This is a genomic window from Enterobacter cloacae complex sp. P47BA (assembly GCF_014930485.1).
Classification (GTDB): Bacteria; Pseudomonadota; Gammaproteobacteria; order Enterobacterales; family Enterobacteriaceae; genus Enterobacter; species Enterobacter bugandensis.
Window position 1 is genome coordinate 148,334 of the sequence record NZ_JADBRF010000012.1, and the last position, 23,713, is coordinate 172,046.

Genomic DNA, 23,713 nt, shown 5'->3' on the forward strand with positions numbered 1-23,713 from the left:
GATTACACGATGAGTACTTTTACGACCCCTGTCGTCACCTCCATGCAAATCATTCCGGTCGCAGGTCATGACAGCATGCTGATGAACCTGAGCGGGGCGCATGCGCCGTTCTTCACGCGCAATATTGTCATTATCAAAGACAATGCCGGCCATACCGGCGTGGGTGAAATTCCAGGCGGGGAGAAGATCCGCAAAACGCTGGAGGATGCCATTCCGCTGGTGGTGGGCAAAACGCTGGGTGAGTACAAAAATGTCCTCAACACCGTGCGCAATACCTTTGCCGATCGCGATGCCGGCGGACGCGGCCTGCAAACCTTCGATTTGCGCACCACTATCCACGTGGTGACCGGCATTGAAGCCGCGATGCTGGATCTGCTGGGCCAGCACCTGGGCGTTAACGTCGCGTCGCTGCTGGGCGAGGGCCAGCAGCGCAGTGAAGTGGAGATGCTCGGCTATCTGTTCTTTGTCGGCGACCGCAAGCTGACGCCGCTGCCGTATCAGAGCCAGCCAGATGACCAATGTGACTGGTACCGCGTTCGTCACGAAGAAGCGATGACCCCGGATGCGGTGGTGCGGCTGGCAGAAGCCGCGTATGAAAAATATGGCTTCAATGATTTCAAACTGAAAGGCGGCGTGCTGGCGGGGGAAGAGGAGGCGGAAGCCATTACCGCGCTGGCAAAACGTTTCCCGCAGGCGCGCGTGACGCTGGATCCGAACGGCGCGTGGTCGCTTGATGAAGCGATCGATATTGGCAAGCAGCTGAAAGGCGTGCTGGCGTACGCGGAAGATCCGTGCGGGGCTGAGCAAGGCTTTTCGGGCCGCGAAGTCATGGCGGAATTCCGTCGCGCTACGGGGCTACCGACCGCGACCAATATGATCGCCACCGACTGGCGTCAGATGGGGCACACGCTCTCTCTGCAATCGGTGGATATCCCACTGGCGGACCCGCACTTCTGGACAATGCAGGGCTCGGTGCGCGTGGCGCAGATGTGCCACGAGTTTGGCCTGACCTGGGGTTCGCACTCCAACAACCACTTCGATATCTCGCTGGCGATGTTTACCCACGTTGCCGCCGCCGCGCCGGGCGCTATTACCGCTATCGACACGCACTGGATCTGGCAGGAGGGTAATCAGCGCCTCACCAAAGAGCCGTTTGAGATCAAAGGTGGCATGGTGCAGGTGCCGTCCACGCCGGGGTTGGGCGTTGAGCTGGATATGGATCAGGTAATGAAAGCACACGAGCTGTATCAAAAACACGGTCTGGGCGCGCGCGACGACGCGATGGCGATGCAGTACCTGATCCCTGACTGGACATTCGACAATAAACGTCCGTGCATGGTACGATAAACGCATTGGGACCGCTCCCATGAGCGGTTTCCTACGTGGTGTATGCTTAACGTAACGACTATGCGTAAGGATGGCTTATGAAAATTGTTATCGCACCGGACTCGTATAAGGAAAGTTTGAGTGCGCTTGAGGTTGCGACAGCGATCGAGCGCGGTTTTCGCGAGATTTTCCCTGAGGCGGAGTACGTCAAACTGCCGGTCGCTGATGGTGGTGAAGGCACGGTTGAGGCGATGATCGCGGCAACCCGGGGACGCATTGTGCACGTTCCGGTGACCGGTCCGCTGGGCGAGCGCGTGGACGGATTTTATGGAATATCCGGTGACGAGCAGAGCGCCTTTATTGAAATGGCGGCGGCAAGCGGTCTGGAACTGGTAGCCCCTTCACTGCGTGACCCTCTGAAAACGACCTCCTGGGGCACGGGGGAACTTATCCGCCACGCGCTGGATGCGGGCGTTAAGCATATCATCATCGGTATCGGTGGCAGCGCAACCAATGACGGCGGCGCCGGGATGGTGCAGGCGCTGGGGGCTAAGCTGCTGGACGACAATGAACAGCCGCTGGGGCAGGGCGGGGGCGAGCTGGATAATCTTGCGCGGATCGACCTGAGCGGCCTCGACCAGCGTCTGGCGGAGTGCCGGATAGAAGTCGCCTGCGATGTGACGAATCCGCTCACCGGTAAGGATGGCGCGTCAGCGGTATTTGGCCCGCAAAAGGGCGCTACACCCGAGATGATCGTCACCCTGGACAACGCGCTTGCGCACTATGCGAGAGTCATTGCCCGGGATCTGGACATTGATGTGCTCAACCTTGCTGGCGGCGGTGCGGCGGGTGGCATGGGCGCAGCGCTGTACGCTTTTTGTGGCGCGGAGTTGCGCCAGGGCATTGAGATTGTGACCGATGCGCTACACCTGGCCGACCAGGTGGCCGATGCGGATCTGGTGATCACCGGGGAAGGCCGCATCGACAGCCAGACGATCCATGGCAAAGTGCCGGTAGGAGTGGCGAAAGTGGCGAAACGCTTTAATAAGCCCGTTATCGGCATTGCAGGCAGCCTGACGGCGGATGTTGGCGTGGTACACGATCACGGCTTAGACGCGGTGTTTAGCGTGATCTACACCATCTGCTCGCTGGAGGACGCGCTGGAAAATGCCAGCGAGAATGTACAGATGGCCGCAAGGAATATCGCGGCGGTGCTGAAAGTGGGGCAGGGGATGTAGTTCTCCCTCTCCCCGTGGGAGAGGGGCGGGGTGAGGGCATCAGGCCGCACCCGCAATCGTAGGCCCGGTAAGGCGAAGCCGCCACCGGGCTTTTTCCTCAGCTCCCCAACACCTTCATCGCTTCCCGCGTCACGTTATCCATCTCATCCAGCAGTTCCAGGAACTCCGGTTCAAGCTCCGATTCCGGCGTACCCGCGCGCAGCTGCTGCTCCAGCAGTTGGCAGAGGTTTTTCAGCCGCGGTACGCCGCTGTAGCCGCAGCTGCCGTGCAGCTTGTGGATCGCTTCCAGCAGCTCTTCCGGGTTCTCGCCCACCAGCTGTTCTTCAACCTTATTACGGATCTCCGGCAGAAACGCGACCAGCATTTGCAGCATCTCGCGTGCTAAATCGGGTTTCCCTGCCGCCTGGCGCAGCGCCAGCTGCCAGTCAAAGGTCGCATTTTGATTAACGCTTACCTCAACCGGCTCGCTGAAAACCGTATATGTTCCGCCAATGTGCCCCGGCTTATAGCGTAACAGCAGGTTATGAAGCTTCTCTTCGTCGATAGGTTTCGCCAGGTAATCATTCATCCCGGCGCTCAGCAGCTTCTCTTTCTGACCGGCCATCGCATGCGCGGTGACCGCAATCACCGGGGTTTGCTGCTGATGCGGGAGCTGGTGGATCAGCTCGCAGGCACGAATGCCATCCATGCCCGGCATCTGAATATCCATCAGAATTAAGTCGAACTGCATCTGTTTAGCCAGTTCGACCGCCTGGGCGCCGCTGGTACACAGCTCAACATGCTGAACCTGGTCTTCCAGCAATACGCCGATTAGCTTCAGGTTTGCCGGATTATCATCCACCGCCATCACGCTCATGGGCAGTTTTTGCTCGTCGTTAATCAACGGCAGTGCGTGCTGGCTAAGACGGCAATACTCCGTGAGGGCGGGCAGCAGGCGGGTCGCGGTGAGTGGTTTAAGCAGGCACGCGGCCGCCCCGTCGTTTTTCAACTCTTCCGCATTAAGCTGGGCGTGGCAGGGCAGCGCCAGCAGCAGATAGTCGGTCATCGACGCGGCTTTCGCCAGCCGCTCCTGCTGCATGGTCAGCTCGCCGGTAAAGGTCACCGGGATCCCCATCAGCAAAATGTCGTAATGATCAACGGCCAGGGCTGAGAAGGTTGGACTGTAAACCACCTCCAGCGGCGTGGTGCTTAAGATATCCAGCGCGCACTGCGCCGCTGCCGCGTTAGGCTCGACGTAGGCCAGGCGCTTACCTTTCAGACAGTCCGTCACCGGGCCGTCGGTCAGCACGTTCGGATTGAGGTCGAGGTTAATATGGAACCAGAAGGTTGAGCCGCGGTTTGGCTGGCTGTGGAAAGAGATATCGCCGCCCATCTCGTTTACCAGCCTCTGCGTGATCACCAGCCCCAGTCCGGTACCACCATGGCGGCGGGAAATGCTGGCGTCTGCCTGGCGGAAGGCCTGGAACAGACGCGACTGATCCCGCTCCGGAATGCCGATACCGGTATCGCGGATTTGAACCTCAATCTGCACCTTGTTATTACTGATGGCGCGTTTTTCTACCAGGATGTCGATGTTGCCGCTTTCGGTGAATTTAATGGCATTCCCGACAAGATTGGTAATGACCTGCTGCAGGCGCAGCGGATCGCCAATAACGTTGTCCGGCACGTCGTTTTTAATATTGAGCGTTAGCTCAAGGCCCTTGTCGTGCGACGAGTGCGCGAGCAGCGTCACTACTTCATCGAGCGTACTGCGCAGCGGGAACGGGATGCTCTCCAGAATCAGTTTGCCGGCCTCCAGCTTGGAGAAGTCCAGCACGTCGTTAATGATCGCCAGCAGGTTGTTGGCCGAACGTTCAATGGTGTGCAGGTGATCCCGCTGAGTAGGATTCAGCTCGCTTTTCAGGGTCAGGCGGGTAAAGCCGATCACGCCATTGAGCGGCGTACGCAGCTCGTGCGACATATTGGCCAGAAACTCAGACTTAATACGCGCCGCTTCCTGAGCGCGCTTTTTCGCCAGATCCAGCTCAACGTTCTGGATCTCCATCTGCTCCAGCGTTTCGCGCAGGTCAGAGGTGGCCTGGTCAACGTTATGCTGCATCTCTTCGTGATAGGCCGCCAGCGACATCGCCATCGAGTTAATGCCGTTTTTCAGCATATCCAGCTCGCCCAGCATAAACCCTTCCACGCGGCTGTCGAGCTGTCCCCGACGGATGCGGTCAACGGTATTAACCATGTTGCGGATGGGGCCCGTGACGTCGCGCATCAGACGCCAGCCGAAGATCAGCGCAATACCAATACAGAACAGCATCATCACGCCGGAGATAAAAATTTCTTTGTACTGCTGCAGCCGTACCGACTTGAGATCGAGCTCAAGCGCTACATATCCCAGCATGTTATTGCTGGATTTGGCATCGGATTGCGCAGACTCATCGGGTGAATAGCTTTCCGACACGATCGGCGTGCGCAGGATCATGATGTCGCCGCGCCGCAGTACGGTGAGGTGGCGCGGGAAGGGCGTACCGTCAGGGATCTTCAGCGTGGTCGGATCGAGATGAAAGTTTGAGGTGACAAACAGGCGGTTATGTTCGTCGTAGACGGAAATGGCACGGACGATATCCGAGTGGCGACGGTGAAGCACGCTGATTAACTGCCCAATGGATTCACGGTTTTGCAGGTTCATCCCATACTCGCTTGAGACGGCGAGCGGTTCGATAATGCTGGCGCCCGCGTCCTCCAGCTGTCGCTGCAAATCGTTATAGCGGTGCACCACAAAGAAGATACTCAGCAGCAAACCGATGAGAACGGTGGGGGCGAGGATCAAAATCATCATGCGCGCGCGCAGGCTGTAGTTGGTCATGGCGTTCCGTTATGGGACAATAAAGATAATTATGTTTATGTGAGAAAAATCTCGGCGATGGCGCAATTCTACTCTGCAAAGCGACGCGTGACGACGCGTCAAATCATTACTGTTGAAGCCACGGACCTTGATCCGTTTGGTCAGGGAGTGGCTCGTCACAACGGTAAGACTCTGTTTATAACAGGTTTGCTGCCAGGAGAACGAGCAGAAATTACGCTGACGGAAGACAAGCGTCAGTACGCGCGCGGACAGGTGAAGCGTCGCCTCAACGCGAGCCCGGAGCGCGTGGAGCCCCGCTGTCCCCATTTTGGCGTGTGCGGAGGCTGCCAGCAACAGCATGCGAGCACAGAATTACAGCAAAAAAGTAAAAGCCGCGCGCTGGCGCGCCTCCTTAAACACGAGGTTGACGAGATTATCGCCGATGAGCCCTGGGGCTATCGCCGCCGCGCGCGCCTGAGCCTGAGCTATCAGCTCAAAACGGAGCGGCTGGAGATGGGTTTTCGCAAAGCGGCCTCCAGCGATATTGTAGACGTGAAGCGGTGCCCCATTTTGGTGCCCCATCTTGAGGCGTTACTTCCGGACGTGCACCGCTGTCTTGCATCGCTCGACGGGGTGCGTTCATTGGGCCACGTTGAACTGGTGCTGGCGAACAACGGCCCGCTGATGGTGCTGCGCCATACCGTGCCGCTGTCGAAAAAAGATCGCGAAAAACTGGAACGCTTTTCGCATTCTCATGAGCTTGCGCTTTTCCTCGCGCCGCAAAGCGAGATACTTGAACAGGTATCGGGCGAAGCTCCCTGGTATGCGTCAGACGGGCTACGCTTAACGTTCAGTCCGCGAGATTTTATCCAGGTCAACGACGGCATAAACCAGCAGATGGTGGCGAAGGCCCTGGAATGGCTTGACGTACAGCCCACTGACCGTGTGCTCGATCTGTTCTGCGGCATGGGTAACTTTACCCTGCCGCTGGCGCGCAGAGCGGCAGGCGTGGTCGGTGTGGAAGGCGTTGAGGCGCTGGTGGCCAAAGGCCAGGAAAACGCAGAGCAGAACGGCTTGCAAAATGTGACATTCTTTCATCAAAATCTTGAGGAAGATGTCACTCAACAGCCGTGGGCAAAGCAGGGTTTCGACAAAATCCTGCTCGACCCGGCGCGTGCAGGTGCCCCAGGCGTCATGGCGCATATTATTAAACTCGCGCCCAGGCGCGTGGTCTATGTTTCCTGTAACCCGGCAACGCTTGCCCGTGACAGTGAGGCGTTAATCAGCGCGGGTTACCAGATTCGACGTCTGGCAATGCTGGACATGTTCCCGCACACTGGACATCTGGAATCGATGGCGTTGTTCGAGCACATCTAATTTGTTTGGCTTGTCGACTTCGACAGGCCCTGGTCCCTAAAGGAGAGGACAATGGTTGCGGTAAGAAGTGCACATCTCAATAAAGCTGGGGAGTTTGACCCACAAAAATGGATCGCAAGTCTGGGAATTTCCAGCCAGCAGTCGTGTGAACGCTTAACCGAAACCTGGGCCTACTGTCTGCGCACCACGCAGGGACACCCGGATGCCGATCTACTCTTATGGCGCGGCGTGGAGATGGTTGAAATCTTGTCCATGCTGAACATGGACATCGAAACGCTGCAGGCCGCGCTGCTGTTCCCCCTCGCGGATGCGGATGTGGTCAGCGAAGATGTGCTGCGCGACAGCGTCGGCAAATCCGTCGTTGCGCTGATCCACGGCGTGCGCGATATGGCGGCCATTCGCCAGCTAAAAGCCGCGCATACCGATTCCGTCTCCTCTGAGCAGGTTGATAACGTCCGCCGGATGCTGCTGGCCATGGTGGATGATTTTCGCTGCGTGGTCATCAAGCTGGCCGAGCGTATTGCCCACCTGCGGGAGGTGAAGGATGCGCCGGAAGACGAGCGCGTGCTGGCCGCCAAAGAGTGTACGAACATCTATGCGCCGCTGGCGAACCGCTTAGGTATTGGTCAGCTGAAATGGGAGCTGGAAGATTACTGCTTCCGCTATCTGCATCCGGCAGAATACAAGCGCATTGCCAAACTCCTGCATGAGCGCCGTATCGATCGTGAGCACTACATCGACGAGTTTGTCAGCGGGCTGCGCCAGGCCATGAAAGAAGAGAATGTGCGTGCCGAAGTTTACGGTCGGCCTAAGCACATCTACAGCATCTGGCGCAAAATGCAGAAGAAACACCTCGCCTTTGACGAGCTGTTTGACGTGCGCGCCGTGCGTATCGTGGCGGAGCGTCTACAGGACTGCTACGCCGCGCTGGGGATAGTACATACTCACTTCCGCCACCTGCCGGATGAATTTGACGACTATGTCGCGAACCCAAAACCGAACGGCTACCAGTCCATTCATACCGTGGTGCTTGGCCCCGGCGGCAAAACGGTCGAGATTCAAATCCGCACCAAACAGATGCACGAAGACGCCGAGCTGGGCGTAGCCGCGCACTGGAAGTACAAAGAGGGCACTTCTGGCGGGGCACGCTCCGGCCACGAAGACCGCATCGCCTGGCTGCGCAAGCTGATTGCGTGGCAGGAGGAGATGGCCGACTCCGGCGAAATGCTCGACGAGGTGCGCAGCCAGGTCTTTGATGACCGTGTCTACGTCTTTACCCCGAAAGGGGACGTTGTCGACCTGCCTGCTGGCTCCACCCCGCTCGATTTTGCCTACCACATCCACAGCGACGTGGGGCACCGCTGCATCGGGGCGAAGATCGGCGGACGTATCGTACCGTTTACCTATCAGCTGCAGATGGGCGACCAGATTGAAATCATTACCCAGAAGCAGCCAAACCCGAGCCGCGACTGGCTTAACCCGAACCTCGGTTACGTCACCACCAGCCGCGGGCGCTCCAAAATTCACGCCTGGTTCCGCAAGCAGGATCGTGACAAAAACATTCTTGCCGGTCGCCAGATCCTTGACGACGAGCTGGAGCATATCGGGATCAGCCTGAAAGAAGCAGAGAAATTCCTGCTGCCGCGCTACAACTTCAACGAGCTGGACGAACTGTTAGCGGCCATTGGCGGCGGCGATATCCGGCTGAACCAGATGGTGAACTTCCTGCAAGCGCAGTTCAACAAGCCAAGCGCAGCAGAGCAGGATGCGGCCGCGCTGAAGCAGCTGCAGCAGAAAACCTATGCCCCGCAGCAGCGCAGCAAAGACAACGGCCGCGTGGTGGTCGAGGGCGTGGGCAACCTGATGCACCACATTGCCCGCTGCTGCCAGCCGATTCCGGGGGACGATATCGTCGGCTTTATCACCCAGGGGCGCGGGATCTCGATCCACCGCTCCGACTGCGACCAGCTTGCCGAACTGCAGTCCCACGCGCCGGAGCGTATCGTGGAAGCGGTCTGGGGTGAGAGCTATTCCGCCGGTTACTCGCTGGTGGTGCGCGTCACCGCCAACGATCGCAGCGGGCTGCTGCGCGACATCACCACCATTCTCGCCAACGAGAAGGTCAACGTGCTGGGCGTCGCCAGCCGCAGCGATACCCGCGAGCAGCTTGCCACCATCGATATGACCATCGAAATCTACAACCTGCAGGTGCTCGGCCGCGTGCTGGGCAAACTGAACCAGGTGCCGGATGTGATTGACGCGCGTCGTCTGCACGGCGGCTAAACACACTCTTATGAAGGCCGGGTAAAGCTTCGCTGCCACCCGGCCCTTTTTTTAAATGGGAAAAACCATGACTCAAATCGACCGCCTGCTCGGCATCATGAAACGCCTGCGCGACCCGGAAAACGGCTGCCCGTGGGACAAGGAGCAGACTTTCGCGACCATCGCACCTTATACCCTCGAAGAGACCTATGAGGTGCTGGACGCCATTTCACGCGAGGATTTCGATGACCTGCGCGGTGAACTCGGCGACCTGCTGTTCCAGGTAGTGTTCTACGCCCAGATGGCGCAGGAGGAAGGACGCTTTAACTTTGACGATATCTGTGCCGCTATCAGCGACAAGCTGGAGCGCCGCCATCCGCATATCTTTGGCGATGCCACCGCAGGAAACAGCGCAGAGGTGCTGGCACGCTGGGAGCAGATTAAAAGCGCCGAGCGCGCTGAAAAGTCCCAGCACTCTGCGCTGGACGACATCCCGCTGAGCCTGCCCGCGCTGATGCGCGCCCACAAAATTCAAAAGCGCTGCTCGGCGGTAGGATTTGACTGGGATTCCCTGGGACCCGTGCTGGATAAAGTGCATGAAGAGATCGACGAAGTGATGCACGAAGCGCAGCAGGCGGTGGTCGATGAAGCAAAGCTGGAGGAAGAGATGGGCGACCTGCTGTTCGCCACCGTCAACCTTTCTCGCCATTTAGGGGTAAAAGCGGAAACCGCGCTGCAAAAAGCCAACCTGAAATTCGAACGACGCTTTCGTGAAGTCGAGCGGATTGTGGCCTCGCGCGGCCTGGAAATGACCGGAATTGACCTCGACGCGATGGAAGAAGTCTGGCAGGAAGTAAAACGCCAGGAATCTGATCTCTAACGGAATTTTGCGATCAAGCGCAATTTGTGTGATTTTTTAAATGACAAGCGCTTGATTTGCGTCAAAAACATTTACCCAAAAGGGGCTATTTTCTCACTCCTTATGTTTGTCATGGCCTGGAATGGAGACGGAGAATGAAAGTTTGTGGCGCTCGCCGTGTTCGGGTATACTACTTTCCCGTCCTGGTTATTCCATCGTTTCACCCTAACTTCTCAGGTTCAGCATGACAACGAACTATATTTTTGTGACCGGCGGGGTCGTATCCTCTCTGGGTAAAGGCATTGCCGCAGCCTCCCTCGCAGCCATTCTTGAAGCCCGTGGCCTCAATGTGACCATGATGAAACTGGATCCGTACATCAACGTCGATCCTGGCACCATGAGCCCAACCCAACACGGGGAAGTGTTCGTTACTGAAGACGGCGCTGAAACCGATCTGGATCTTGGCCACTACGAGCGTTTCATTCGTACCAAAATGACCCGTCGTAACAACTTTACGACTGGCCGCATCTACTCTGACGTTCTGCGTAAAGAGCGCCGCGGTGACTACCTGGGCGCGACCGTGCAGGTTATCCCACACATCACTAACGCCATCAAAGAGCGTGTCCTTGCCGGTGGCGAAGGGCATGACGTTGTGCTGGTTGAAATCGGCGGTACCGTGGGTGATATCGAATCCCTGCCGTTCCTCGAAGCGATTCGTCAGCTGGCGGTAGACATTGGTCGTGAACACGCGCTGTTCATGCACCTGACGCTGGTGCCTTACATGGCGGCGGCAGGTGAAGTGAAAACCAAACCGACTCAGCACTCCGTTAAAGAACTGCTCTCTATCGGTATTCAGCCTGACATCCTGGTTTGCCGTTCCGATCGTGCCATTCCAGCGAACGAACGTGCGAAAATTGCATTGTTCTGTAACGTGCCTGAAAAAGCCGTTATTTCAATGAAAGATGTCGATTCCATTTATAAAATCCCGGGCCTGTTGAAATCACAGGGTCTGGACGATTATATTTGTAAACGATTCAGCTTGAACTGTCCGGAAGCTAACCTGTCTGAATGGGAACAGGTTATTTATGAAGAAGCGAACCCGGCAGGCGAAGTGACTATCGGTATGGTCGGCAAGTACATCGAACTGCCGGACGCCTATAAGTCCGTTATCGAAGCGCTGAAGCACGGTGGTCTGAAGAACCGCGTCTCCGTGAACATCAAGCTGATTGATTCGCAGGATGTTGAAACACGTGGCGTTGAAATTCTGAAAGATCTGGATGCTATCCTCATCCCTGGCGGCTTCGGCTACCGTGGTGTTGAAGGCAAGATCGCCACTGCACGCTATGCGCGTGAAAACAATATTCCATACCTCGGCATCTGCCTGGGTATGCAGGTTGCGCTGATCGAATTTGCGCGCAACGTAGCGGGAATGGAAAACGCGAACTCTACGGAATTTGTGCCAGACTGTAAGTACCCTGTCGTGGCGCTGATTACGGAATGGCGCGACGAAGACGGTAACGTCGAAGTCCGTACCGAGAAGAGCGATCTGGGTGGCACTATGCGTCTTGGCGCGCAGGCCTGCCAGCTGTCCGACGATAGCGTGGTTCGCAAGCTGTACGGCGAGCCGGTCATCACCGAGCGCCATCGTCACCGCTATGAAGTCAACAATATGTTGTTGAAACAAATTGAAGCCGCGGGCCTGCGTGTTGCGGGTCGCTCCGGGGACGATCAGTTAGTCGAGATCATCGAGGTGCCAAACCATCCGTGGTTTGTTGCCTGCCAGTTCCACCCGGAATTTACTTCAACGCCGCGTGATGGACATCCGCTGTTTGCAGGCTTCGTGAAAGCCGCCAGCGAGTACCAGAAGCGTCAGGCGAAGTAAAAAAGTTAGAACGGCAACGCGTACCAACGGTACGCGTTGTTTGTCTGGAGTTTTAGTTTAACTTGTACTGAGGAAAATCTAATGTCCAAAATCGTTAAAGTCATCGGTCGTGAAATCATCGACTCCCGTGGTAACCCGACCGTTGAAGCCGAAGTTCATCTGGAAGGTGGTTTCGTCGGTATGGCAGCTGCTCCATCAGGTGCTTCTACGGGTTCCCGTGAAGCGCTGGAACTGCGTGATGGCGACAAATCCCGTTTCATGGGCAAAGGCGTACTGAAAGCGGTTGGCGCTGTTAACGGTCCTATTGCTCAGGCTATCGTTGGCAAAGATGCCAAAGATCAGGCTGGCATCGACAAGATCATGATCGATCTGGACGGTACTGAAAACAAATCTAACTTCGGTGCGAACGCAATTCTGGCCGTTTCCCTGGCGAACGCCAAAGCAGCAGCCGCTGCTAAAGGTATGCCACTGTTCGAGCACATCGCTGAACTGAACGGCACCCCAGGCAAATACTCTATGCCTGTACCAATGATGAACATCATCAACGGTGGTGAGCACGCAGACAACAACGTTGATATTCAGGAATTCATGATTCAGCCAGTTGGCGCGAAAACCCTGAAAGAAGCGGTTCGTATGGGTTCTGAAGTGTTCCACAACCTGGCTAAAGTTCTGAAAGCTAAAGGTATGAACACTGCTGTTGGTGACGAAGGTGGCTACGCGCCAAACCTGGGTTCTAACGCAGAAGCACTGGCTGTTATCGCTGAAGCGGTTAAAGCAGCAGGCTACGAGCTGGGCAAAGACATCACCCTGGCGATGGACTGTGCAGCATCTGAATTCTACAAAGACGGTAAATACGTTCTGGCTGGCGAAGGCAACAAAGCGTTCACCTCCGAAGAGTTCACTCACTTCCTGGAAGACCTGACCAAACAGTACCCAATCGTTTCTATCGAAGACGGTCTGGACGAGTCTGACTGGGATGGTTTCGCATACCAGACCAAAGTACTGGGCGACAAAATCCAGCTGGTTGGTGACGATCTGTTCGTAACCAACACCAAGATCCTGAAAGAAGGCATCGAGAAAGGCATCGTTAACTCCATCCTGATCAAATTCAACCAGATCGGTTCTCTGACCGAAACGCTGGCTGCGATCAAAATGGCGAAAGACGCTGGCTACACCGCTGTTATCTCTCACCGTTCTGGCGAAACTGAAGACGCGACCATTGCTGACCTGGCTGTTGGTACCGCTGCTGGCCAGATCAAAACCGGTTCTATGAGCCGTTCTGACCGTGTTGCTAAATACAACCAGCTGATTCGTATCGAAGAAGCGCTGGGTGAAAAAGCACCTTACAACGGTCGTAAAGAGATCAAAGGCCAGGCATAATTGCTTAAGCCTTAACATGAAAATGCCAGTCGAATGACTGGCATTTTTTTTGGTTATTTAAAATCGACCGCCATCTGCTCGGGAATGGTCAGTCCCCGGGTGGTTTGCACGCAGCGGGCGATATAATCCGTAAAACGAGGTGGCTTCGGCATCCCCATGCTGAGCAGCTTATCGTTGCTGAAGCGCACGTTCAGCGTGGCAAAGGCACCGTATAAGCGCATCGCTCTCAGCATCAGACGTTCGTTGCACGGACCAAAAATGGTTTTCAGTTCACGGCGCATTTTGACCAGCGTTTCGTAGCTGACCTGCGCATACTTATCGCCAACGGGCGCTTTCTCCAGCGCCTGCGCCATTGCCCGATCGATATCCGCAAAGCGAACGCTGTTCTCTTCCCCGGCTGAAATGTGTACCACTTCCCCCGGACGCGCGTTGCTGCTCAGCAGCATTAACATTGCGTCGGCGCAATAATCTACCGGGACAACGTCGATCCGGTCTTCCATCGAGCACATAAACTTCTGCAGCATCAGGCCCATGCTGAAGACCCAAAAGATACTGCTCGACGGCGTGCAGCCGTGGCGGGTATGGCCGACGACGATGGACGGACGGGCGATGAGCAGCGGCAGGTTAGGACATTCCTGGCGCATCAGCTGTTCGATGGTTGACTTCGAATACGTATATTCCACCAGGTGCTCAGCGTTTTCTCTGAATTCCGCACTTTCGGCGACCAGCGAATCCTGCTCCGGCGTGCATGACATTGCGGTGCCTACATGCAGGAAACGCTGCAGCCCTGCGACCTGCTCCATGCGGCGCGCCAGCGCTAGCGTACCCTCTACGTTCACCTTCCAGATCAGCGGGTTATTGCCAAAAGACGCAACTGCCGCGCAGTTAACGACATGCGTAACCTGGTCCAGACGGGGATCGTTCAGAAAGGCTTCCGGCTGGCTGAGGTCGCCGATGAGGATATTATCCACGCTCAGGGAGGCCAGTTTCTCCTCAGAAATGTTGAACTTACGCATGTTCTCCTGCACGCGCGCCAGCCCGCTTTGCGGATCGCCGGCACGGGCAAGCAAAAGGAGTTTTACGGATTGATCGCTGGTCAGGATTTTTTCAAGTACTGCACCGCCCAGAAACCCGGTCACGCCTGTAATTAATAACATCTTCATTATTACCGTCTCATTATGATTGATGAGGCGGATTGTAGGCGCGCAAAAGTAAACGGCGTTTAAATAATAAAACGTCGGGACCGACAGCGTCTTAAGCTTATTTTAAGGAAAGGAAATCAGGTGAAAATATTGGACATTGCAGAAAGCGGAAAAATTCAATTTATTCTTTTTTTATTTTAAATTAATGATTTTAATCTGTTTTTGTCTCTGGGGTGGCGCGAGGGAAATAATTCAAACTGTAATAAATAAAATAATTTGTTACACCAAACATTTATCATATAAATGAATTGAGCTCTGCTTAAGTTAAATTGAGAAAAATAAAACGCAGGCTATTTTATTTAGCCTGCGAAGGGTTTTCAGAGCAGAAGAGGAAGCGTGGCGCTGGCCGTTTGCTGGCTGACGTCAGCGTAATGACCATCCAGCGCAATCATGGATGTCGTAAGTAATTCGACCAGCAGCATCACCCCAACTTTGGCATTGAGCGCGCCCGCGCTAAGAGGGCCTTCTGGCTTGGCGGCCACCAGCAGCATATCGCTAAGAGACGCCAGCGGGCTGCGGGGCGTGTTGCTGAGCGCCAGAACCTTCACCCCGCGCTTGCGGGCAAGTTTCACTACGTGAAGTAAATCTCGCGTTGAACCGGAGCTGGAGATCGCCACCACCAGCGTCTCTGCCGAAAGCGTGGTCGCATTCATGGCTGCGCGGTGCATATCGCTAAACAGCTGTGCGGATTTACCCAGCCTTAATAACTTGTAATGCAGATACTCCCCGAGGATTGCGCTGGCCGCGACGCCATAAATCTGCACGGACTGCGCCTGATGCAGCGCCAGTGCGGCTTTTTCAAGCAGCGCGCGGTCGAGGAGTCTCGCGGTATCCTGCAGAGCCTGCACCGATTCATCCACCACGCTGTCAATCTCATCCCCCGCCTGACGCGCGGGCTGACCCTGCTGAATATCCAGCGCCAGCGCCATTTTGAATTCGTTATACCCCTTGCACCCCAGCGTCCGGCAAAGACGCGTCACGCTGGCCTCGCTGGTGTGGCTCTCTCGCGCCAGTTCGGTGATGGTCAGGTAGAGCACCCGGGCAGGGTCGCTGAGGACAAACTCACCGAGTTTTTGTTGCGTTGGGCTGTACCCGGAAGCCTCCTGGCGGAGCTTCAGCAGCAGGTTTTCATGGTCCGACATGCCACGTCCTTAATGTGTTTCACTGCGACTAGTGTGGCGGAAAGCGGGGGAAAGATGCCAGTCATTTTAAAAAAGTATGATCGGCCTCCTGGTTTGTGATGATAATTTTCACTATATAATATTTATATGGTAAAAATTTTCATCTTTTAATGGGGGATGAAAAAATGATGCAAATATTCAGTGGCGCTTCGTCGGGTGGATGGTTTGAAAAAGCGCAGCGCTTTGGCAAATCCTTTATGTTGCCTATCGCCGTATTGCCCGCGGCGGGTCTGCTGCTCGGTATCGGCGGGGCGTTATCGAACCCCAATACGCTGGCGGCCTATCCGTTTTTAGATGTGAGCTGGCTGCAGGCCATTTTCACCATCATGAGCAGTGCGGGTTCGATTGTGTTTGCGAACCTCTCGGTGCTGTTTGCGGTTGGGGTGGCTGTCGGGCTGGCAAAAAACGATAAGGGCACGGCGGGGCTGGCAGCGCTACTCGCGTTTCTGGTGATGAACGCCACCATCAACGCGCTGCTGATCCTCACCGGCAAACTGGCGCACGAGAACCCGGGCGCTGTAGGGCAGGGCATGACGCTGGGTATTCAGACGCTGGAAACCGGGGTGTTTGGCGGCGTGGTGATTGGTCTCGTGACCTGCGCGCTGCATCATCGGTTTAACAAGATAGCGCTTCCGCAGTTCCTGGGCTTTTTTGGCGGCTCGCGCTTTGTCCCTATTATCAGCTCGCTGGCGGCAATACTCGTTGGCGCGATCATGACCGTGGTCTGGCCGCATTTCCAGAAGCTTATTTTTGGTCTGGGCGGGCTGGTGGATGCCACCGGTTATCCTGGCACGCTGCTGTACGGCTTTATTTTGCGCATGCTTGGCCCGTTTGGTCTGCACCATATCTTCTATCTGCCGTTCTGGACCACCGCGCTCGGCGGCAGCGAGATCGTCAACGGCCACCTGGTTGAGGGCACGCAGCGGATCTTCTTCGCTCAGCTCGCCGACCCGAACACGCAGCATTTCTATGAAGGCACGTCACGCTTCATGTCCGGGCGCTTTATCACGATGATGTTTGGCCTGCTCGGCGCGTGTCTGGCGATGTACCACACGGCGAAACCGGAGAACAAAAAGCGCGTTGCCGGGCTGCTGCTCTCCGCGGCGTTAACCTCATTCCTGACGGGAATTACCGAGCCCATCGAGTTCTCCTTCCTGTTCATTGCCCCGGTGCTCTACGTCATTCACGCGCTGTTTGACGGGCTGGCGTTTATGCTCGCGCACATGCTGCACATCACCATCGGGCAGACCTTCTCCGGCGGTTTTATTGACTTCGTGCTGTTCGGCATATTGCAGGGGGAGGCCAAAACCAACTGGATGTTCGTTCCGCTGGTCGGCGTGCCGTGGTTCTTCCTCTACTACTTCACTTTCCGCTACCTGATTAACCGCTTTGATTTCGCCACGCCGGGCCGTGAAAAGGAGGCGATGGTTGATGACGTCAGCCTGCCGCAAAGCGAGCGCGCTGCGGCGGTGATCGCCGGGTTAGGCGGAAAAGACAATCTGGAAGAGGTGGACTGCTGCGCCACGCGGCTTCGCGTGACGGTCAAAGACGGCAGCAAAGTGAATGACGCGGCGCTGAAAGCCACCGGCGCGCGCGGCGTTATCGTGCGCGGTAACGGTGTACAGGTCATTTATGGCCCGCACGTCACGATTATCAAAAACGAAGTGGAAGAGATCTTATCGTAATGAAAAATGTACTGGATAACCTGAAGGGAAAACTGGTCGTCTCCTGTCAGGCGCTGGAAAACGAACCGCTGCACAGCCCGTTTATCATGTCGCGAATGGCGCTGGCGGCGGCACAGGGCGGAGCCTTCGCCATTCGCGCCAACAGCGTGGTGGATATCGAGGCCATTAAGCAGCAGGTATCTTTACCGGTTATCGGCATCATCAAACGGGACTATCCAGGGAGCGAAGTATTTATCACCGCTACGATGAAAGAGGTGGATGAGCTCATGGCCGTCTCTCCGGAAATCATTGCCCTTGATGCGACGGCGCGGGAACGTCCTGGCGGTGAATCCCTGGAAACACTGGTCACGGCCATCCGCTCACGTTACCCCTCGGTACTGCTGATGGCAGATATTTCCACCGTAGACGAAGCCGTGACGGCGCAGACGCTTGGCTTTGACTGCGTTGGCACCACGCTGTACGGCTATACGGCGGAAACGGCAGGCCATACGCTTCCGGAGAATGACTGTGCGTTCCTGAAAGCGGTGCTGGCGGCCGTGACGGTCCCCGTGGTTGCCGAAGGCAACGTGGATACGCCCGAGCGCGCGGCCCGGTGTCTGGCGCTGGGCGCGCATACGGTCGTTGTCGGCGGGGCGATCACCCGCCCACAGCAAATTACCGCGCGCTTTATGGCGGCGATTAGCGCGCAAAGCACCGATGGAGCATGACCATCCGGCGGGGATCTGCGATACTTATCGTTTATCCCCTTTACTGAGATGACTATGCAGTACCCGATTAACGAGATGTTCCAGACCCTGCAAGGCGAGGGTTACTTTACCGGCGTTCCCGCTATCTTTATTCGTTTACAGGGATGCCCGGTTGGCTGTGCCTGGTGTGATACCAAACATACGTGGGATAAGCTCGCAGATCGGGAAGTGTCGCTGTTTAGCATTCTGGCGAAAACCAAAGAGAGCGATAAGTGGGGCGCGGGCAGTGCAGAAGACCTGCTGGCCATTATTGGTCGCCAGGGCTGGACGGCTCGCCACGTCGTCATCACCGGCGGCGAACCCTGCATTCACGATCTGACGCCGCTGACCGAGCTGCTCGAAAAGAACGGCTACAGCTGCCAGATTGAGACCAGCGGCACCCATGAAGTGCGCTGTTCACACACCACCTGGGTGACGGTATCGCCAAAAGTGAATATGCGTGGCGGGTATGACGTGCTGTCTCAGGCGCTGGAGCGCGCGGATGAAATTAAGCATCCGGTAGGACGCGTACGTGATATCGAAGCGCTGGATGAACTGCTGGCGACGCTGACGGATGAGAAGCAGCGGGTAATCGCCCTGCAGCCGATCAGCCAGAAAGAGGATGCGACGCGCCTGTGCATTGAAACCTGCATTGCGCGCAACTGGCGGCTGTCGATGCAGACGCACAAATACCTGAATATTGCCTAAAAAAAAGCCCGGTTTTGCCGGGCTTTTTTTTACTCTCCGCGATACACGCAGCCTGCCGTGCAGGTTTCTTTGATCATCACCGCGCTCAGCAGCGGTACCAGCGGCTTCATCTGATCCCAGATCCATTTTGCCAGCACTTCGCTGGTCGGGTTTTCCAGACCCGGAATATCGTTGAGATAGTAGTGATCCAGACGATCGTAGGTCGGCTTAAACGCGGCCTTCAGCTCGGCAAAGTCCATGATCCAACCGGTATGCGGATCAACTTCACCGGTGATCTCAAGACGCACCATAAACGAATGCCCGTGCAGGCGGCCGCATTTATGTCCTGCAGGAACGTGCGGAAGGTGGTGGGCGGCTTCGAAGGTGAAATCTTTAAACAGTGTGGTGGACATGATCGCTCTCAGTAATGCGGAAAAAACCGCCGCATAGTACCGGAAAGCACAATTTTTAGCATTAACTAAAACGGCTCTGAACGGTGAACGCCCGGTATTCAGGGCGATTATTGGTTTTTATTGTTTTATTTCAAATGGTTATTCAATCGTTTTTATCGCTAAGAACGATAACTAAAACAGGTTAGTCCATTTGGTTATTTATTATTTCCATCCCTTCTTTAATTGTTATTATCCACGCCGTTAACCTTATCTTCAGTTTGGATTTATTCGCTTAAAGTCCGCTTGGCTACTGGAACATAACGACGCATGACAACACAGGCCCCACCTTCAAATTTGCTTCCCCTTAACCCGGAGCAACTGGCGCGCCTTCAGGCTGCCACCTCTGATTTTTCTCCCACTCAGCTTGCCTGGGTCTCCGGTTATTTCTGGGGAATGCTCAACCAGCAGCCTGGCGCGGTGGCTGGCGCACCGGCAACGGCCGTGGAAATTCCTGCCATTACGCTGATTAGCGCCTCGCAGACGGGCAACGCCCGCCGCGTGGCCGAAGCGCTGCGTGATGATCTGCTGGCCGCCAAACTGAACGTGAACCTGGTCAACGCCGGGGATTATAAATTCAAACAAATCGCGTCAGAAAAACTGCTGGTGATGGTCGCCTCGACCCAGGGGGAAGGTGAACCCGCTGAAGAAGCGGTGGCGCTGCACAAGTTCCTGTTCTCGAAAAAAGCGCCGAAGCTGAACGGCACGGCGTTTGCCGTCTTTAGCCTGGGCGATACCTCCTATGAATTCTTCTGCCAGTCCGGTAAAGATTTCGACAGCAAGCTGGCGGAGCTGGGCGCGGAGCGCCTGCTGGACCGCGTGGACGCGGATGTGGAATACCAGACTGCCGCCGCTGAATGGCGTGCGCGCATCGTTGAGGTGTTGAAAGCCCGCGTCCCGAAAGAGACGCCAGCACAGGCCGCGGTGACCGCTGCGGGCACCGTCAATGAGATCCACACCAGCCCGTACACCAAAGAGTCGCCGCTGACGGCGAGCCTGTCGGTGAACCAGAAAATTACGGGCCGCGACTCGGAAAAAGACGTGCGCCATATTGAAATCGATCTTGGCGACTCCGGCCTGCGCTATCAGCCTGGCGATGCGCTGGGCGTCTGGTATCAGAACGATCCGGCGCTGGTGAAAGAGTTGGTGGAACTGCTGTGGCTGAAGGGTGACGAGCCCGTCACCGTTGACGGCAAACCCCAGCCACTTTCAGAGGCGCTGCAGTGGCATTTCGAGCTGACGGTGAACACCCCGAATATCGTCGAGAATTATGCCACCCTAACGCGCAGCGAATCCCTGCTGCCGCTGGTGGGCGACAAAGCGAAGCTGCAGCATTACGCCGCGACGACGCCGATTGTCGATATGGTGCGTTTCTCTCCGGCACAGCTGGATGCCGATGCGCTGATCGGTCTGCTGCGTCCGCTGACCCCACGCCTGTACTCTATCGCCTCTTCCCAGGCGGAAGTGGAAAGCGAAGTTCACGTTACCGTCGGCGTGGTGCGCTACGACATCGAAGGCCGCGCCCGCGCGGGTGGGGCATCAAGCTTCCTGGCGGACCGCGTGGAAGAAGAGGGCGAGGTGCGCGTCTTTATCGAGCACAACGACAACTTCCGCCTGCCGGCGAATCCGGAGACGCCGGTGATCATGATTGGCCCGGGCACCGGCATCGCGCCGTTCCGCGCCTTTATGCAGCAGCGTGCCGCGGACGACGCGCCGGGTAAAAACTGGCTGTTCTTTGGCAACCCGCACTTTACCGAAGATTTCCTCTACCAGGTTGAGTGGCAGCGCTACGTCAAAGAGGGCGTACTGACCCGCATCGATCTGGCCTGGTCCCGCGATCAGAAAGAAAAAGTATACGTACAAGACAAACTGCGCGAACAGGGCGCAGAGCTGTGGCGCTGGATTAATGACGGTGCCCACATTTATGTCTGCGGCGACGCCAATCGCATGGCGAAAGACGTTGAGCAGGCACTGCTGGAAGTGATTGCCGAATTCGGCGGTATGGATGCCGAAGCGGCGGATGAATTTTTAAGTGAGCTGCGCGTTGAGCGCCGTTATCAGCGAGATGTCTACTAATGAGCGAAAAACATCCAGGGCCACTGGTGGTCGAAGGTAAACTGACAGACGCCGAGCGCATGAAGCTGGAAAGCAACTATCTGCGCGGCACCATTGCTGAAGATCTGAATGACGGCCTGACCGGCGGTTTCAAAGGCGACAACTTCCTGCTGATCCGTTTCCACGGTATGTATCAGCAGGACGACCGCGATATCCGCGCCGAGCGCGCAGAACAGAAACTGGAGCCGCGCCACGCGATGCTGCTGCGCTGCCGTCTGCCGGGCGGGGTGATCACCACCAAACAGTGGCAGGCGATCGACAAGTTTGCAGGTGAAAACACGATTTATGGCAGCATCCGCCTGACCAACCGTCAGACCTTCCAGTTCCACGGGATTCTGAAGAAGAACGTGAAGCCGGTGCACCAGATGCTGCACTCCGTGGGTCTGGACGCGCTGGCGACCGCCAACGACATGAACCGTAACGTGCTCTGCACCTCGAACCCGTACGAGTCCGAGCTGCACGCCGAAGCGTATGAGTGGGCGAAGAAAATTTCCGAGCACCTGCTGCCGCGTACCCGCGCCTATGCGGAGATCTGGCTCGATCAGGAGAAAGTCGCCACCACCGACGAAGAACCGATCCTCGGTCAGACCTACCTGCCGCGTAAGTTCAAAACCACGGTGGTGATCCCGCCGCAGAACGACATCGATCTGCACGCCAACGACATGAACTTCGTGGCGATTGCCGAAAACGGCAAGCTGATTGGCTTTAACCTGCTGGTGGGCGGCGGCCTGTCTATTGAGCACGGTAACAAGAAAACCTACGCCCGCACCGCGAGCGAGTTCGGCTTCCTGTCGCTGGAGCACACGCTGGCCGTGGCGGAAGCGGTAGTGACCACCCAGCGCGACTGGGGCAACCGTACCGACCGTAAAAACGCGAAAACCAAGTACACTCTGGAGCGGGTGGGCGTTGAAACGTTCAAAGAGGAAGTGGAGCGTCGTGCGGGGATCAAATTTGAGCCGATCCGCCCTTACGAATTCACCGGTCGCGGCGATCGCATCGGCTGGGTGAAAGGCATCGACAATAACTGGCACCTGACGCTGTTCATTGAAAATGGCCGTATTCTGGATTATCCGGGCCGCCCGCTGAAAACCGGTCTGCTGGAAATCGCGAAGATCCACAAAGGCGAGTTCCGTATCACCGCTAACCAGAACCTGATCGTCGCCAGCGTGCCGGAAAGCGAAAAGGCGAAAATTGAGGAGCTGGCGCGCGAGCACGGGTTGATGAATGCGGTGAAGCCACAGCGTGAAAACTCGATGGCCTGCGTGTCGTTCCCGACCTGTCCGCTGGCGATGGCCGAAGCCGAGCGTTTCCTGCCGTCATTCACTGACAAAGTGGAAGCGATTCTGGAAAAACACGGTATTCCGGACGAGCATATTGTTATGCGCGTGACGGGCTGCCCGAACGGCTGCGGTCGCGCGATGCTGGCCGAGCTGGGGCTGGTGGGGAAAGCGCCGGGTCGCTACAACCTGCACCTGGGCGGTAACCGTATCGGCACGCGTATTCCACGCATGTTCCGCGAGAACATCACCGAGCCGGAAATTCTTGATTCTATCGACGAGCTTGTCGGGCGCTGGGCGAAAGAGCGCGAAGCGGGTGAAGGCTTCGGCGACTTTACGGTGCGTGCGGGCATCATTCGCCCGGTGCTCGATCCCGCCAGGGATTTCTGGGAGTAACCACGAGAGGTAATTATGTCCGTACTCGATCTAAACGCCCTTAATGACCTGCCAAAAGTCGAACGCATTCTGGCGCTGGCAGAAACTAACGCTCACCTTGAAAAGCTGGATGCCGAAGCGCGCGTGGCGTGGGCGCTGGAAAACCTGCCGGGAGAGTATGTGCTCTCATCAAGCTTTGGTATTCAGGCGGCGGTCAGTTTGCATCTGGTGAATCAGATCCGTCCGGACATACCGGTGATCCTCACCGATACCGGCTACTTGTTCCCGGAAACCTACCAGTTTATCGACGAGCTGACGGACAAGCTCAGGCTGAACCTTAAAGTCTACCGCGCAACGGAAAGCGCGGCCTGGCAGGAGGCGCGCTACGGCAAGCTGTGGGAGCAGGGCGTTGAGGGCATTGAAAAATACAATGAGATCAACAAAGTTGAGCCGATGAACCGGGCGCTGAAAGAGCTGAACGCCCAAACGTGGTTTGCCGGCCTGCGCCGCGAGCAGTCCGGGAGCCGCGCAACCTTACCGGTACTGGCGGTACAGCGCGGCGTATTCAAAGTGCTACCGATTATCGACTGGGATAACCGCACGGTGTATCAGTACCTGCAAAAACACGGACTCAAGTACCATCCGCTGTGGGACCAGGGCTACCTGTCCGTGGGCGACACCCACACCACGCGCAAATGGGAGCCGGGAATGGCGGAAGAAGAGACGCGATTCTTCGGGCTGAAGCGCGAGTGCGGGCTGCACGAAGGGTGATCCTTTATCCTCCCTCTCCCTGTGGGCTGAGGGATCCCCAGTAATATGGTCATGCCTCCATGACCATATTACTGTACTCTTTTCCC

17 protein-coding genes are annotated in these 23,713 nt (G+C 56.5%); 13 read left to right on the top strand and 4 right to left on the bottom strand.

Translation table 11 applies throughout. The features are described 5' to 3' along the window. Positions 1–9 precede the first annotated feature (9 nt). Positions 10–1,347, top strand: coding sequence for a glucarate dehydratase (gene gudD, locus IM299_RS14030; protein ID WP_193357654.1), 1,338 nt, complete (start codon positions 10–12; stop codon positions 1,345–1,347). 77 nt (positions 1,348–1,424) lie between these two features. After that, positions 1,425–2,564 carry a glycerate kinase gene (locus IM299_RS14035; RefSeq protein WP_045629951.1) on the top strand — a complete coding sequence of 380 codons (1,140 nt, stop codon included), beginning with the start codon at positions 1,425–1,427 and terminating at the stop codon, positions 2,562–2,564. Between the two features lie 97 nt (positions 2,565–2,661). Here the strand turns inward: IM299_RS14035 and barA are convergent, their stop codons facing one another. Continuing rightward, positions 2,662–5,421 carry a two-component sensor histidine kinase BarA gene (gene barA / locus IM299_RS14040; protein WP_041908411.1) on the bottom strand — a complete coding sequence of 920 codons (2,760 nt, stop codon included), beginning with the start codon at positions 5,419–5,421 and terminating at the stop codon, positions 2,662–2,664. A 57-nt stretch (positions 5,422–5,478) separates the two neighbouring features. Between barA and rlmD the strand changes: the two genes are divergently transcribed. The 5 genes from rlmD to eno all read left to right on the top strand — a co-directional run bounded on the left by rlmD (position 5,479) and on the right by eno (position 13,160). Then, entirely contained in the window at positions 5,479–6,777 is a 1,299-nt protein-coding gene (rlmD, locus tag IM299_RS14045) for a 23S rRNA (uracil(1939)-C(5))-methyltransferase RlmD (RefSeq protein WP_193357655.1), read from the top strand. 51 nt (positions 6,778–6,828) lie between these two features. Next, complete coding sequence (gene relA / locus IM299_RS14050; protein WP_193357656.1) at positions 6,829–9,060, top strand: GTP diphosphokinase; 2,232 nt, start codon at positions 6,829–6,831, stop codon at positions 9,058–9,060. 67 nt (positions 9,061–9,127) lie between these two features. Beyond that, positions 9,128–9,919 carry a nucleoside triphosphate pyrophosphohydrolase gene (mazG, locus tag IM299_RS14055; protein WP_045261274.1) on the top strand — a complete coding sequence of 264 codons (792 nt, stop codon included), beginning with the start codon at positions 9,128–9,130 and terminating at the stop codon, positions 9,917–9,919. 223 nt (positions 9,920–10,142) lie between these two features. After that, the gene (gene pyrG / locus IM299_RS14060; RefSeq protein WP_028014254.1) at positions 10,143–11,780 is read left to right on the top strand and encodes a glutamine hydrolyzing CTP synthase; all 1,638 of its coding nucleotides are present in this window, start codon (positions 10,143–10,145) and stop codon (positions 11,778–11,780) included. 81 nt (positions 11,781–11,861) lie between these two features. Continuing rightward, positions 11,862–13,160, top strand: a complete 1,299-nt coding sequence (gene eno, locus IM299_RS14065) for a phosphopyruvate hydratase (protein WP_006811784.1) — start codon at positions 11,862–11,864, stop codon at positions 13,158–13,160. Between the two features lie 53 nt (positions 13,161–13,213). Here the strand turns inward: eno and IM299_RS14070 are convergent, their stop codons facing one another. Together IM299_RS14070 and IM299_RS14075 are read right to left on the bottom strand one after the other, a co-directional pair. Further along, entirely contained in the window at positions 13,214–14,323 is a 1,110-nt protein-coding gene (locus IM299_RS14070) for an SDR family oxidoreductase (protein ID WP_041908416.1), read from the bottom strand. A 356-nt stretch (positions 14,324–14,679) separates the two neighbouring features. Next, complete coding sequence (locus IM299_RS14075; RefSeq protein WP_028014252.1) at positions 14,680–15,504, bottom strand: MurR/RpiR family transcriptional regulator; 825 nt, start codon at positions 15,502–15,504, stop codon at positions 14,680–14,682. A gap of 164 nt (positions 15,505–15,668) precedes the next feature. Between IM299_RS14075 and IM299_RS14080 the strand changes: the two genes are divergently transcribed. The 3 genes from IM299_RS14080 to queE are packed head-to-tail and all read left to right on the top strand — an operon-like array spanning position 15,669 to position 18,661. After that, positions 15,669–17,228 carry a PTS transporter subunit EIIC gene (locus IM299_RS14080; RefSeq protein WP_193357657.1) on the top strand — a complete coding sequence of 520 codons (1,560 nt, stop codon included), beginning with the start codon at positions 15,669–15,671 and terminating at the stop codon, positions 17,226–17,228. Next, entirely contained in the window at positions 17,228–17,935 is a 708-nt protein-coding gene (locus tag IM299_RS14085) for an N-acetylmannosamine-6-phosphate 2-epimerase (RefSeq protein WP_045261276.1), read from the top strand. The genes IM299_RS14080 and IM299_RS14085 overlap by 1 nt, the downstream gene beginning before the upstream one ends. Before the next feature lie 54 nt (positions 17,936–17,989). Beyond that, positions 17,990–18,661, top strand: coding sequence for a 7-carboxy-7-deazaguanine synthase QueE (gene queE / locus IM299_RS14090; protein WP_028014249.1), 672 nt, complete (start codon positions 17,990–17,992; stop codon positions 18,659–18,661). 29 nt (positions 18,662–18,690) lie between these two features. Here the strand turns inward: queE and queD are convergent, their stop codons facing one another. Then, positions 18,691–19,053, bottom strand: a complete 363-nt coding sequence (queD, locus tag IM299_RS14095; protein WP_003862700.1) for a 6-carboxytetrahydropterin synthase QueD — start codon at positions 19,051–19,053, stop codon at positions 18,691–18,693. A gap of 306 nt (positions 19,054–19,359) precedes the next feature. Between queD and cysJ the strand changes: the two genes are divergently transcribed. Genes cysJ through cysH form a run of 3 tightly spaced genes read left to right on the top strand, consistent with a single transcriptional unit; the run spans position 19,360 to position 23,627 of the window. Beyond that, complete coding sequence (gene cysJ, locus IM299_RS14100) at positions 19,360–21,165, top strand: NADPH-dependent assimilatory sulfite reductase flavoprotein subunit (protein ID WP_193357658.1); 1,806 nt, start codon at positions 19,360–19,362, stop codon at positions 21,163–21,165. Continuing rightward, positions 21,165–22,877: an assimilatory sulfite reductase (NADPH) hemoprotein subunit gene (gene cysI / locus IM299_RS14105; protein ID WP_193357659.1), complete on the top strand. Its 1,713-nt coding sequence runs from the start codon at positions 21,165–21,167 to the stop codon at positions 22,875–22,877. Before cysJ ends, cysI begins: the two co-directional genes overlap by 1 nt. Before the next feature lie 15 nt (positions 22,878–22,892). Beyond that, a complete protein-coding gene (cysH, locus tag IM299_RS14110; RefSeq protein WP_193357660.1) occupies positions 22,893–23,627 on the top strand; it encodes a phosphoadenosine phosphosulfate reductase in 735 nt (244 codons plus the stop codon). Positions 23,628–23,713 lie beyond the last annotated feature (86 nt).